This is a genomic window from Desulfoferula mesophila, assembly GCF_037076455.1.
In the GTDB taxonomy this organism is placed as follows: domain Bacteria; phylum Desulfobacterota; class Desulfarculia; order Desulfarculales; family Desulfarculaceae; genus Desulfoferula; species Desulfoferula mesophila.
The window spans coordinates 3,096,718-3,109,546 of sequence record NZ_AP028679.1; the positions used below are offsets into that span (position 1 = coordinate 3,096,718).

11 protein-coding genes are annotated in these 12,829 nt (G+C 64.5%); 5 read left to right on the forward strand and 6 right to left on the reverse strand.

Features of this window, described 5'->3' with window-relative positions; all coding sequences use genetic code 11:
- Positions 1-111: 111 nt before the first annotated feature.
- The 3 genes from AACH32_RS14195 to AACH32_RS14205 are packed head-to-tail and all read right to left on the reverse strand — an operon-like array spanning position 112 to position 3,154.
- A complete protein-coding gene (locus AACH32_RS14195; RefSeq protein WP_338600781.1) occupies positions 112-567 on the reverse strand; it encodes a universal stress protein in 456 nt (151 codons plus the stop codon).
- Complete coding sequence (locus AACH32_RS14200) at positions 567-1,535, reverse strand: hypothetical protein (RefSeq protein WP_338600784.1); 969 nt, start codon at positions 1,533-1,535, stop codon at positions 567-569. Before AACH32_RS14200 ends, AACH32_RS14195 begins: the two co-directional genes overlap by 1 nt.
- An 8-nt stretch (positions 1,536-1,543) precedes the next feature.
- Positions 1,544-3,154, reverse strand: a complete 1,611-nt coding sequence (locus AACH32_RS14205) for an ASKHA domain-containing protein (protein WP_338600787.1) — start codon at positions 3,152-3,154, stop codon at positions 1,544-1,546.
- A 100-nt stretch (positions 3,155-3,254) separates the two neighbouring features.
- On the opposite strand from AACH32_RS14205, the gene AACH32_RS14210 reads away from it, so the two are divergent.
- Positions 3,255-4,139: a radical SAM protein gene (locus AACH32_RS14210; RefSeq protein ID WP_338600790.1), complete on the forward strand. Its 885-nt coding sequence runs from the start codon at positions 3,255-3,257 to the stop codon at positions 4,137-4,139.
- Positions 4,140-4,227: 88 nt separating this feature from the next.
- Positions 4,228-4,965 (forward strand): LysM peptidoglycan-binding domain-containing protein, encoded by a 738-nt coding sequence (locus AACH32_RS14215; protein ID WP_338600793.1) that lies wholly within the window; start codon positions 4,228-4,230, stop codon positions 4,963-4,965.
- Positions 4,966-5,048: 83 nt separating this feature from the next.
- Here AACH32_RS14215 and AACH32_RS14220 read toward each other — a convergent pair whose 3' ends face one another.
- Together AACH32_RS14220 and AACH32_RS14225 are read right to left on the reverse strand one after the other, a co-directional pair.
- Positions 5,049-5,477 carry a Zn-ribbon domain-containing OB-fold protein gene (locus tag AACH32_RS14220; RefSeq protein ID WP_338600796.1) on the reverse strand — a complete coding sequence of 143 codons (429 nt, stop codon included), beginning with the start codon at positions 5,475-5,477 and terminating at the stop codon, positions 5,049-5,051.
- A 3-nt stretch (positions 5,478-5,480) separates the two neighbouring features.
- Complete coding sequence (locus tag AACH32_RS14225) at positions 5,481-6,635, reverse strand: thiolase C-terminal domain-containing protein (RefSeq protein ID WP_338600799.1); 1,155 nt, start codon at positions 6,633-6,635, stop codon at positions 5,481-5,483.
- Positions 6,636-6,923: 288 nt separating this feature from the next.
- On the opposite strand from AACH32_RS14225, the gene AACH32_RS14230 reads away from it, so the two are divergent.
- The 3 genes from AACH32_RS14230 to AACH32_RS14240 all read left to right on the forward strand — a co-directional run bounded on the left by AACH32_RS14230 (position 6,924) and on the right by AACH32_RS14240 (position 11,040).
- Complete coding sequence (locus tag AACH32_RS14230) at positions 6,924-8,321, forward strand: MASE3 domain-containing protein (RefSeq protein WP_338600803.1); 1,398 nt, start codon at positions 6,924-6,926, stop codon at positions 8,319-8,321.
- A gap of 170 nt (positions 8,322-8,491) precedes the next feature.
- Positions 8,492-9,772 carry a serine--tRNA ligase gene (gene serS, locus AACH32_RS14235; RefSeq protein WP_338600806.1) on the forward strand — a complete coding sequence of 427 codons (1,281 nt, stop codon included), beginning with the start codon at positions 8,492-8,494 and terminating at the stop codon, positions 9,770-9,772.
- A gap of 20 nt (positions 9,773-9,792) precedes the next feature.
- Complete coding sequence (locus AACH32_RS14240; RefSeq protein WP_338600809.1) at positions 9,793-11,040, forward strand: penicillin-binding transpeptidase domain-containing protein; 1,248 nt, start codon at positions 9,793-9,795, stop codon at positions 11,038-11,040.
- Positions 11,041-11,102: 62 nt separating this feature from the next.
- Here AACH32_RS14240 and AACH32_RS14245 read toward each other — a convergent pair whose 3' ends face one another.
- A complete protein-coding gene (locus AACH32_RS14245; protein WP_338600812.1) occupies positions 11,103-12,788 on the reverse strand; it encodes an FG-GAP-like repeat-containing protein in 1,686 nt (561 codons plus the stop codon).
- Between the last annotated feature and the right edge of the window lie 41 nt (positions 12,789-12,829).

Sequence of the window (12,829 nt, forward strand, 5' to 3'; positions counted from 1 at the left end):
GACGCCGCATGGCAAGGCGGCAGGCGAACGAGGGACGCAGGCGTAGTCTTTCCTACGTCGAGGACCGAGTGACGCCGACAACGCAGCCATGCGGGGCCCGGCTGCGCCGGGTTAGCTGATGACCCACACGGCGCAGTCGGTGGCGTTATGCACTATGGAATTGCTCACCGAGCCGAAGAGGAACTCCTCGGCCTTGGACAGGCCGCGGCGGCCTACCACGATGGTGCCGAAGCCACCTTGGCGCTGGGCGGCCATGATGGTTTCGGCGATGGTGCGCCCGCCCGACTCCTGCAACTGGGTGCTTACGTTGTAGGCGGGTATGCGCGCCCCCACCAAAACCTGGCGGGCGGCCTCCAGGCGCTCTAGGAGCAATTGCTTGCGCTGGGCCGCGGCGGCGGCCCTTTGCTCCTGCTGGGGATGGGCGTCCGGTTCCGGGGCCTGGTACACGGCCATGATCCGCACCCGGCAGGCGTCGGAGCCGCCCAGCACCCCGGCCAGGTAACGCACCGCCTGCATGGAGCTGTCGTGTTCGTCCACGGTGGCCAATATGCGGTTCCAGATGGGCATCACGCCTCTCCCTGGGGGAGCTCGGCGATGGCCGGGGTCAACTCGGCCATCATTTCCTCCACCCTCTCATAGAATACCCCGGCGCCTCGGGAGAAGTGCAGCAGCACGTTGTTGAGGCTCTCCGGCAGGTAGGGATAGACCTTCTTGAGGTTCATCACCCGGTTTCTGATCACCGGGGAAAAGTCGTCGGGCGCCAGGGCATCTTCCGCCTGGGGATAATGTTCGCGTACCACGTGGTGGGTGACGTCGCGCCGGGCCACGGCATAGGCCAGCACGTTGCCCAGGCCGAAAAGATCCAGGCCATAGGGGTTCTGGCGGAACTCAAAGTTGTAGTCAAAGTCGATCCAGGACCAGGCCCCGCTGTCGCGGTCCACGAACAGGTGGTCCCGGCGCACGTCGCCGTGGCGCTCGCCCTGGTTGTGCAGCCAGGCAATGGCCTCGAAGGCCACCAATAGCTTGCTGAGCACCCGGCGCAAGTGGCGCTCGTAATATTCCCGGTGGTCGCATTCCAGCTCTTGCAGGTGCTGGTCCAGGGGGCCGCCGTGGATGCGGTCCAACACCCTGACCTGGTTGTCCGCCGCGTCGCGCAGGGTGATGCCCTGCATGAAGTTGGGATTGCCCTTGACCAGGGCCAGGATGCGGCCCTCCTTGGAGGGGGAGCGGTAGCAACGCACCGTGATCTCCCCCAGGGACATGTCGAACTCCTCGTAGAACACCAGCTTGATGATCTTGGGGGTGCCGTCCTCCCAGTCCAGGGCCCGCTTCACCCAATACTTGGGCTGTTCGTCCAGGCCGAAACGCCCCTCGTACTCGCTACCCTTGAGCACATAGCGCCGCCCCTGTAGCTCCAGCACGTCGCCGGGCTCCAGGTTCATGAATTCGGTGGTGTCGGTGATCAGGCGCACCTGTTTCAGGCGGCGGCCGGTCAGCTCCCGGGCGCGCTCCAAAAGCTCGGGGGCCTCGCGCATGGCTTCCCCTAGTGCCACACCGGCACGCTGGGAAAGCGGCCGGGATCGGTGTGGGGAATGAAACGGGCGGCGGAAAAACGGTTCATGAGCGCCTGGTTCACGTTGAGCTCCAGATAGGTGAGCCGCCCCACCACCGCCTCCACCTGGGGCCGGGCCTCGGGCTCCAGCAGGAGCTTGCGGCAGCCGGCCAGGGAGGAGTTGCCCAGGGGAATAAAGCGATCCCGGGGCAGATCGGGCAGCATGCCCAGGGTGATGGCCGTGTCCGGGTCGATGACGTTGCCAAAGGCCCCGGCCACGAAAAAAGCGCTCAGATCGCTGAACTCCAGGCCCACCTCCTTGAGCACCGTGCTCAGGATGGTGTACATGGCCGCCTTGGAGCGCAGCAGAATGTCTATCTCCACCTCGTCCACGTAGATGTCCGCGCCGGTGGCCGACTCTTGGGCCGTGGCCACGATGTAGGCCCAGCCCTCCTCGCTCTCAAACACGCGCGGGTGGTCGTGCAGGCGGAACTTGCCCCGCATGTCCATGAGCCGGGTCAGATAGAGCTGGGCCAAAAGCTGCAACAGGCCCGAGCCGCACAGGCCCTTGGGTTTCACCGGCGCGCCGTCCGGGCCGGGGATGATCTTCAGGGTGGGCTCGTAGGTCTGGGGGTCGATCTTGATCCCCTCGATGGCTCCGGGCTGGGCCAGGATGCCCATCTTGGCCACCCCGCTCTCCAGGGCGGGTCCGGCGGCTCCGGCGCAGGCCACCAACCAGTCGCGGTTGCCCAGCACCACCTCGGCATTGGTGCCCACGTCCACCAGGATGGCCGTGTCTTCGCGCCGGTGCAGGTCGGCGGCCACGATGCCCGCCACCAGGTCTCCGCCGAAATAAGAGCCCACGTTGGGCAGGGCCCAGCCCACCGCGCCGGGGGCCAGCTCCAGGCCCAGGTCTTGGGTGTAAAAAGGGCTGGGCCGGTTTACCACGGGTATGTAGGGCTCCCTGGGGATGGATTGCGCGTCCAGGCCCAGGAGGAAATGAGTCATGGTGGTGTTGCCCGCGGCCACCAGGCCGGCGACCTCCCCGGCCTGCCGCCCGGCCTTGGCGCACATCTCGGCGATAACCTCCCCGGCCGCCTCCACCAGCATGCGGTGCAGGCGCTCGCGGCCGCCGGGCTGGGCCGCGGCGTGGATGCGGGTGAGGATGTCCGCGCCCACCTGGGCCTGGGGGTTCATACGGGTGCCCCGAGCCAGTTCCTCCCCGTCGGCCAGGTCGTGCAAGGAGGCCTGCAAATGGGTGGAGCCCACGTCCAGGGCCACGCCCAGGCCGTGGTCGCCCCACAGCGCGGTGGGCACCTCTTGGACTCGCCGGGCCAGGGCGGGCTCGGGAGCCGTGGCGCGGGCGTCGCCCGGTTCCAGCTCCACCAGCACCGGTCCGGCCGGGCCGTCGCACACGGTGGCGGTAACCTGAAAGGCCGCTTGGCGCATGATTTGGGCAAAAGCGTCCAGGCGTCCCACCGGCACGGCGGGCCAGGCGCCTTCCAGGCGCTCCAGGGCCTTGGCCAGGCGGTCTATGAAGGCGGTGTTGTCTCCCAGGCTGGGCGGGGTGAGTTCCAGGTGGTGTTTGCGGCAGTTGCTCATCAATCATCCTTGGCGCGGGCGTGTTCAGAAATGTTGGCAGCATGCGCCGCGAAAGTCAAACCATTGGCCGCCTACCTCCGGGGGGTGTATTTTAACTCCCATGCGCTACGACGGCCCCATCTACCGCCCCCCCTCCGAGGCCGACAGCCTGTTGGTGCAGGCCACGGTGGGCTGCCCCCACAACAAGTGCAGCTTTTGCATGACCTACAAAAAGGGCCCGCCCTTTAGGGTGCGGCCGGTGGCCGAGATCGTGCAGGACCTCCGCGAGGCCCGCGAGGAGTTGGGGCCCGGGGTACGCACCCTGTTTTTCCCGGCGGGCGACAGCCTGGCCATGCCCACCGGCGACCTGGCCGCCATCTGCGCCGAGGGACGCAAGCTGTTCCCCCACCTGGAGCGCATCACCGTGTACGCCGGGATGAAGAGCATCCTGAAGCACGGGCCCCAAGGGTTGCGAAGGCTCCGGGAGGCCGGGCTGCAACGCCTGCACGTGGGTCTGGAGACCGGCCACGACCCCACCTTGCTGCGGGTGAAAAAAGGGGTGACCAGCGCCCAGCAAATCGAGGCCGGTCGCCTGGCCCTGGAGGCGGGTCTGGAGTTGAGCCTCTACGTGGTGCTGGGCCTGGCCGGGCCGGAGGAATCCCAAGCCCACGCCCGGGCCACGGCCTGGGTGGTCAACGCCATCAACCAGGCCGGAACGCTAAGCCTGAGACTCCGGACCCTGCTGCCCAAGATCAACACCCTGCTGTTGCACCAGCTCAACAAGGGCCGCTTCACCCTGTGCACCCCCCAACAAACCATTGCCGAGGCGGGGCTCATCATCGCGGGTCTCACCGGTCCCCTGAGCCTGCACAGCGACCACTACACCAACCACCTCAACCTGCGCGGAAGCCTGCCCAAAGACCGGGAGCTGCTTTTGGCCCAGGTTGAGGAGGCCCGTTGCCTGCCCCGCGACGCCTTTCGCAGAGATTTCGTGGGCACCCAATAGGCCGCCCTTGAGTGGCCGGGTGGGGGATGCTATAAATCAAGGTTAATGGTCCGCGCCGTCGCCGGACCCAATCTCGGAAGGGAATGGCATGATTTCTTCCTACGACGACATGGGACCCCGCATCGACCTGGGAGGCGAAACCCCGCCGCCGGAGGCTCCCTCCCCCGGCCTGGGCCCCAAAGCGCCCCGCATACCCGGCGCGGCCCCCACGCTGCGTCCCAGCGCCCCCAAGAGCGGCCCCGGCGCCTTGGGCTTGGTGAGCCTCCTGCTATCCCTGCTGGCCCTGTCCGTGGCCATCTGGGGGCTTTTGAGCCAGCCGGAGATGATCCCCCAACCCCCGATTTCATCCTCGGTGGTGCCCGGGGCCACCGCCGAACGGGTGGCCAAGCTGGAAAAGGACGTGGGCGACCTCATGTTGCGCATGGTCACCCTGGAGAAGGAAATCAAGGCCGTGTCTTCCAAGGCCGGTTCGGTGACCAAGCTCACCGAGCTGTCCAACCGGGTGGCCGGGCTGCAAGACCGCGTGGACGCCTTGAGCGTGGAACGCAAAATCTCGACCATGGAAAAAAAGAGCGCCGCCCCTGCCCCTTCGGCCGCTCCGGCCAAGGCGGCCCCGGCCAAGGCGGCCCCGCCCAAGGAGGAGCCCAAGCCCGCGCCCAAGGCCAAGGAGCCCGAGCGGGAAAAACAGGTCTACACCGTGCGCCGGGGCGACACCCTGTTCACCATCGCCCAGCGCTACAAGGTCACCATGCGCGACATCAAGACCTGGAACAACCTGCGCAGCAACATGGTGATGATCGGCCAGAAGCTGGTGATCTACAAATAGGCCCGGCCCAAGCCTAAAAATTTCGGCCCGCTCCCGCCGGTTGGCGGAAGCGGGCCGTTTTTTATGGACGTTGAGCCGGCGGCCTAGGCTTTTTCAAACACGTAGTTGAGGTTGCCGTTGGGAAGCTGGTTGACCTTGGTCACCATTTCCATGCCGATCTTCACCTCTTCAAAGGGCACCTCGCCGATGCGGCCGAAGACCTTGAAGTCGCCGTAGTCCAACACCGCGATGGCGTAGGGCAGGTCCTCGCCAAAGCCGATGGGCGCGTACATAAGCTCGCTGAAGGTCATCAGCTTGCCCGTGCCCTCTACCTCGAACCACTCCACCGGCTCACCGGGGCAGGCGAAGCAGTCGGCCCGGGGCGGGAAAAATTTCTGCCCGCACTTGGTGCACTGGGTGCCCGCCACCTTGCCCTCTTCCAGGTAGCCGATGAAATCGTTGACCTTGGTCACCGCGGTGAAGCTCACCGTGCCGAATTTGCTGAAACGGGTGTCCATTTCCGGTTTAGGCATGCCTCACCTCCCGAAGATGGTGACGTTGCCGTACAGGCCCACGCCGCCGATGTTGTGCACCAGGCCGAACTGCGGGTCCTTGACCTGCATGTCCCCCGCCTGGTCGCGAAGCTGCAATACGATGGTGCGCACCTGGCTGCCGCCCGTGGCTCCGATGGGGTGGCCCTTGCTGAGCAGGCCGCCGTCCACGTTCACCGGGATGGAGCCCTCCTTGTAGGTCTCCTTGGCCCGGATCAGCTCCGGCCCCTGGCCCGGCTCGGCAAAGCCCAGGTTCTCGTAAGCCATCATCTCGGCGATGGTGAAGCAGTCGTGCACCTCGGCCACGTTGATGTCCTTGGGGCCCAGACCGGCCATGGCGTAGGCTTGCTTGGCCGCTTGTTCGGCCACCTCCAGGCCGTGGAACTTGTCCCGGCAGGACATGTTGATGGGCATGGAGGCCGCGCCGATGCCCAGAATCCACACCGGCTTTTTGATACCCATGGCCTTGGCCCGCTCTTCGCTGGCCACGATCACGCAGGAGCTGCCGTCGGCGTTGGCGCAGCAGTCGAAGACCTTGAGCGGCTTGGATACCGGATCGGCGGTGAGGCACTGCTCCAGCTCGACACCCTTGCGGTACACCGCCTTGGCGTTGATCTGCCCGTAGGTGGCCGCCTTCACCCGGATGCGGGCCAGGTCTTCCTCGCTGGCCCCAAAGTGGTCCAGATAGGCCTTGGCGTGCATGGCGTAATAGGCGGGCATCATGGTGCCGAAGGGGCTCTCGAACTGGATGTCCGCCCCGCGGCCCATGCGCTCCTGGCTCTCGGCGCTGCTTATCTCGCTCATCTTCTGGAAGCCCAGCACCATCACGCTGTCGTGCAGGCCGCTGGCCACCAGGGAATAGGCCAGCTTGAGCCCGGTGGAGGAGCTGGAGCACAGGGTCTCCACGTAGAAGGTGGGCTGGGGGTTGAGGCCGCAGTACTCGGCGATGACTCCCGCCGGGGAACGCTGCTTGTCGTACTCCGGGCTGGAGCAGATCACCGTGGCCCCGATGTCGCTGTTTTGGGCCCCGGCATCGGCCATGGCCTCGGCGTAGGCCTCGAAGGCCAGTTCACGGATGGAGCCGGGGTAGCCGCGCACAAAAGCCGACTGCCCCACCCCGATTACGGCAACTTTGGGCATAGTTAACTCCTTGTTACCAGGTGGCCGGGAGCGCTGCCGGCCGCCCGGCGCCACTTAATAGCTGTATTATAGCTGGGAGCATAGTTGAATTTTGCGCGGAGCACAAGAAAAACTACGGTCAAGACCTGATGCCAAATCTATACCGTCTGTGATATGGTAGGCGAGCTTATTTCCACTACAAAAACATCACCATTTTCATTAGCGAACAAAGCTACTTAACCGAAAGGTCCGTCAATGCCCGCGGCCCGACACCAATACCTCCGCTGGTCGGGATTCGCTCTGACCTGGGTGTTATTGTTGTTGGGCCTGCATCTGAGCGTTCCCTACTCCTACAATCTTTTCCACAGCCTGGCCGAAACCTTCTCGGTGGTGGTGGCTTGCGGCATCTTCATGGTGGCCTGGAACACCAGGGAGTTCAGCCGGGTCCCCTACCTCACCTTCCTCGGCGTGGCCTACCTCTTCGTGGCCGGCCTGGACGTGTTGCACACCCTGGCCTATCAGGGCATGGATATCTTCCCGGACGCCAGGCCGGACCTGACCACCCAGCTATGGCTGGTCGCCCGGGTCATGGAGGCCGTTTCCCTGGTCTTGGCCCCCCTGCTGGGCATGCGCCGCTTCAAGGCAGAGGCCCTTCTGATCGTCTACGCCCTGGTAACCGCCGGGTTGCTGACGCTTATTTTCACCGACCACTTTCCGCTTTGTTACATCCCGGGCCAGGGACTCACCCCCTTCAAGGTTTACGGCGAATACCTGGTCTGCCTGCTCCTGGCGGGCGCGGGGGTGCTGTTTTGGTGGCGGGCGCCCATGTTGGACCCCTTGGTGCTGCGCCTGGTTTTGGCCTCCATCGCCTGCACCATAGTCTCCGAGGTGTGCTTCACCATTTACGTCAACGCCTTTGGAACGGCCAACCAGGTGGGCCACTACCTCAAAATCATTTCCTTTTACCTGCTATACCGGGCCAGCGTGGTGGCCAGCCTGAAGCGGCCCTACCAGGTTCTTTTCCGCGATCTCGGGTTGCGGGAGCAGCATCTCAGGGCCAGCGAGGGCCGCCTCAGGGCCATCCTGGAAAACGCCGCCGCCCTGGTGATCTTCTTGGCCCCGGATTGGAAGGTGCACGAGTTCAACCGGGGAGCGCAGGAAACGTTGGGCTGGCAACGGCAAGAGGTGTTGTCCAGGGACTTTCTGAGTTTGCTGATCTCCCCCGAACAGGCGCCCGGCGTGGAAGACATCCTGCGCCAAAGCTTGGACGGACGGCCCCAGAGGCAGGTCGAAACGGTCATGCACGACAAGCAAGGGCAGCCTCACCACATGCTTTGGAACTGCACCTGCCTGGAGGACGGACAAGGCCAGCCCCTGGGCGTGGTCATCAGCGGCTTGGACATCACGGTGCGCATTAAGTATGCCCAGGAGCGGGAGAAGCTCATCCAGTCCTTGCAAGAGGCCCTGGCCGAGGTCAAAACCCTGTCCGGCCTGCTGCCCATCTGCTCCCACTGCAAAAAGGTGCGTGACGACTCGGGTTATTGGCGCCAGATCGAACGATACGTGGAAAAGCACACCCAGGCCGAGTTCAGCCACAGCCTGTGCCCCCAATGCGCCCACGAGCTCTATCCCGACTATTTCCCCCGCTCCGCCTCCGAGGTTGCCGCGGAACTAAAAATCCCTGGTAATCAACCGAAAAATCGTTAGATTTATCGATTAGGCCAACTGGGGCGCTCTCAAAGCCAGCCTTTGACACCCCCTATGTTGTTGTGTTAGATTTTTATAGCCCAACATGTTGGGCATGAATATAGGCTTCGCCGGTTCGGCCCCCGGAATGGGAGCCGAAGGGCGGGTCGGACCGCTTGGGAGGTCTTCCCGTGCTTGATCTTAAATTCCTCCGTGATAACCTGGAGTTGGTAAAAGCCGCCGTGGCCAATAGGCAGGCCGAGGTGGACTTGGCCGGTTTCGAGGATCTGGACGCCAAGCGCCGCCAGATATTGCCCGAGTTGGAAAGCCTGCGCGCCCGGCGCAACGAGGTGAGCCAACAGGTGGGGCGCGTCAAGCGCGAGGGCGGCGACCCCAGCGGCGTCTACGCCGAGATGAAAGAGGTGGGCGGACGCATCAAGGAGCTGGAAGGCGAACTGGCCGGGGTGGAGGAGGCCATCAAGCGGGTGCTTATGACCATCCCTAACCCGCCCCACGCCTCGGTTCCCGTGGGCAAGGGCGAGGAAGACAACCCGGTGGTGGAGACCTGGGGCGAGCCGCCCGAATTCGACTTCGAGCCTCTCAATCATTGGGACATCGGCGAAGCCCTGGGCATCATCGACTTCGAGGCCGCCGCCCGCATGACCGGAGCCCGCTTCGTGGTGCTCAAGGGGGCCGGGGCCCGGCTGGAGCGGGCCCTGATCAACTTCATGCTGGACATCCAGACCATTGAGCACGGCTACCGCGAGGTCCTGCCGCCGTTCATGGTCAACAGCCAGGCCATGACCGGCACCGGCCAGTTGCCCAAGTTCGCCGAGGACCTGTTCAAGCTGGAAGGCACCGACTATTGGCTGATCCCCACCGCCGAGGTGCCGGTGACCAACCTGCACATGGGCCAGGTGGTGGAGGCCGAGCGCCTGCCGCTAAAGTACACCGCCTACACCCCCTGCTTCCGGGCCGAGGCGGGCAGCCACGGCAAGGACGTGCGCGGGCTCATTCGCCAGCACCAGTTCGACAAGGTGGAGTTGGTGCGCCTGGTGCGCCCGGAAGAGAGCTACCAGCACCTGGAAGAGCTCACCGCCAACGCCGAGGAGATTCTGCGCCGCCTGGAGCTGCCCTATCAGAAGGTGGTGCTTTGCACCGGCGACCTGGGCTTCTCGGCGGCCAAGACCTACGACCTGGAGGTGTGGCTGCCCGGCCAAAACCGCTACCGGGAGATAAGCTCCTGCTCCAACTTCGAGGATTTCCAGGCCCGGCGGGCGGGGTTGCGCTTCAAGGAAAAAGGCGCCAAGGGCACCAGCCTGGTGCACACCCTCAACGGCTCGGGCCTGGCGGTGGGACGCACCCTGGTGGCCATCCTGGAAAACGGCCAGCAAGCCGACGGCACGGTAAAGTTGCCGGCCGCCCTGGCCCCCTACATGGGCGGTCTGGAAGTCATTACCCCGGAGGAGTAATTACGCAGGTGAGAGCGAATATGGTTCGTCGCCTGGTTGTATTTGGCCGCCTAGCTCCGGTAGCGGCGTTTTTCCTGGTACTGGCCTGCCTGGCGGGCGCGGCGATTCCCGCCCTGGCCGGCCCCACCACGCTGGACAAAACCCAGCTCGCCCGCATGTTGGGTGGCGGCTGGACGCCCCGGCTGGCCGCCGGTTACACCCTGGAGCTCAGGCACGACCGGCTGGGCCGCATGCGCCTGGAGCCCACCATCATCCCCTCTTTGCAGGCCCAGGCGGACAACCTGCTCAAGCCCCTGAAAAGCCACCGCGCCGCCGTGGTGGTGCTGGAGCCCTCCAGCGGCAAGGTGTTGGTGTTGTCCGGGGTGCGCCGCGGCCGCCTGGATCCGGGCGTGGCCCTGGACGCCACCGCCCCGGCGGCCAGCCTGTTCAAGGTGGTCACCGCCGCCGCCGCCCTGGAAGAAACCGGGCTGGACCCGGACAGCCGGTTGGGTTACGTGGGCCGCGCCCACACCCTTTACCGCTTTCAGCTAAAGGAAAAACCGCGCTACCGGCCCCAGCAGGTCACCCTGGCCAAGAGCTTCGCCTCTTCCAACAACCCCATCTTCGCCCGGCTAGGCATATACCAGGTGGGTGGCAGAATCCTGACCAACTACGCCCACTCCCTGGGTTTTGAAAAAAAGCTGCCCTTTGAGCTGCCGCTGAACTCCAGTTGCCTGGTCAAGCCGGCCAGCTCCTACGGGGTGGGCGAGATGGCCAGTGGCTACAACCGGGTCACCTCCATGAGCCCCCTGCACGCGGCCCTGGTGGTTTCCACCTTCCTCAATGGAGGCCGCCTGCCCGAGCCCTACATAGTAAAGCGCCTCAGCAGCGCCGACGGCATGACCTACTATCTGGGCAAGCCCCACCTGGGCCCGCCCATCATTAGCCCGGAAACCTGCGACCAGATGCAGCGCCTGTTCGAGGCCACGGTGGAAGTGGGCACCGCCCGCAAGGCCTTCCGGCGGCTCAACCGTGACAAGGTGCTCAAAAATCTGGAGTTGGGCGGCAAGACCGGCACCATCCGGGGGCCGGACCGCAGCGAGTTGTTCGAGTGGTTCGCGGGCTACGGCCACGACCCGGAGAGCGGCCACACCCTGGCGGTGGCCGTATTGGTGGTGCACGGCAAGGTGCGCTATGCCAACCCCAAGCGCCTGGCCCGGCGCATGCTGCAGGAAGCCTTTCGCAGCGGAACCCTCTACGCCGATAAAAAGCCCGGCGCCATTCATTAGGCGCCGGGCTTCACTGGTTTTCAATAACCGGGGCTTTTCCCCCGGCCGCGTCTTGCCGTCGGCTACAGGCCCTTGTTGACCGGCGGCTTCTTATTGGCGGTGGTCGGCTTGAGGGTAAAGGCAACAACGTTGCTCACCCCCTTGTCCATCATGCCGCCGAAGACCTTTTGGGTGAAGGCGAGCACCAGGGCCGGCCGGCCCACGTTGCCCACGTCGCCGATCACGTAATCGACCACGTCACCTTGGATGCGCGGAGTGCGCCAATCCTCCACCATGGAAAGTCCGTTCCAGCTCATGCTGTAGATGGTGCCTTGGTAGATCATGCGGGTGTGGGTCAAGACCATGCCGAAACGGCCCTTCACCTGCAGGCAGAGAATCTCCTGGCGGCCGTCGTTGTTCATATCGGTGAGGTACAGGCGGCTGTAGAGATACCACCAGGAAGAATCGTAGCCGGTCCCCTGCTGCTCCATGTACTCCAGGAACTTGCTGGAGGCGTTGTAGGTGTCGCCGCTGATCCAGATTTGCTCGTTCTTGTCGTTGTACACCCTCAGGTGCATGGTGGGGCCGACGAGCACGGTGTACAGGCGGCCCGAGGCGTTGAGATCCGCCACCACGAAGTTGAAGATCATGGCGGTGTCGGGCAGGTTCATCGCCCGCTCTTCCTCGAGCTTGCCGTTAACGTAGTGCATCTTGTAGACCGGCCCGAAGAACGGGGAGTCCACGGCGCTGCGCTGGGCAAAGAGCCAGTCGCCCTTGCCCATGGGGCTGGCCTGCACCCTGAAGCTATAGGGGAGGCCCTTTTCCTTCATCTGGGGACGGCCGCCTTGCCACTCCAAAACGAAGCTCTCGTTGCTGCTGACCAGGCGGTTGGATACATAGACCTCGGCCCGGCCGTCGTCGTTGATGTCGCCCACGTCCACGAAAAGATAGTCGCCGTCAGGGCCGTCCTTGAACTCGTACAGCAGGCGGAAGGCGCCCGCGGTAAGGCGGTAGAAGCGCACCCGGTTGGGGAACGCGATGATCAACTCGTTCTTACCGTCGCCGTCGATATCCCCCACCGCCACCGAGTTGACGATGCCCTTGAGGCGGGGGCTGCGCCAGTAGCGGTCGCTCTCCACGCCGGAGAGCTCCTTGAGGAACAAGGGGTTCAGCGGGCTGATGTTCTCCGGCAGCTTTTCCAGGCCGCCAGAGTCGGCGGAGCCGCCCGTCGAGGCCACCTTGGTGGCTTCCTTGGCCTGGTTCTGAGCCGCTATGGCGTCGGGCCGCTTGAATATCTCCGCGTTGATGCGCTGGGCGAACTGGTTGATCTGGGGGATCACCTCGTCCATGTCCTTGGCGTTCACATAGGCGGTCAGGGCCTGACCGGGCTGATCCACCTTGAGCACGCGCGCGTCCACGCTGATGGTGCTGCCCAGCTTGGTGATGGATCCGTAAACCACCACCTGGGCGCTCAACTCCTTGCCGATCTCGCGGGCCTTGGCCTCGGTATAGGGCGCGGGATATTTCTTGAGCAGGGGAGCCACCAGGTCCGGCTCCACCACGGTTACCTTGTCTTGCCAGGGCAGACGGGAAGCCAACATGTCCCGCAATCCCTTGGCCAAAAATGAGATGTCCTCTTGGCTGTTGGTGGTGAAGGGCAGGATCACCACGCGCTTGGGAGCGGCGGATAGGGCGACGGGGGCGGTTAGGGCAACGCTCAGTACCGCTAAAAGTGCCACCACGGACCAAAAGAAACGGCTGCGTTTCATATAGACTACTCCTCTGAACTAACAACTCCACCAACATGGGC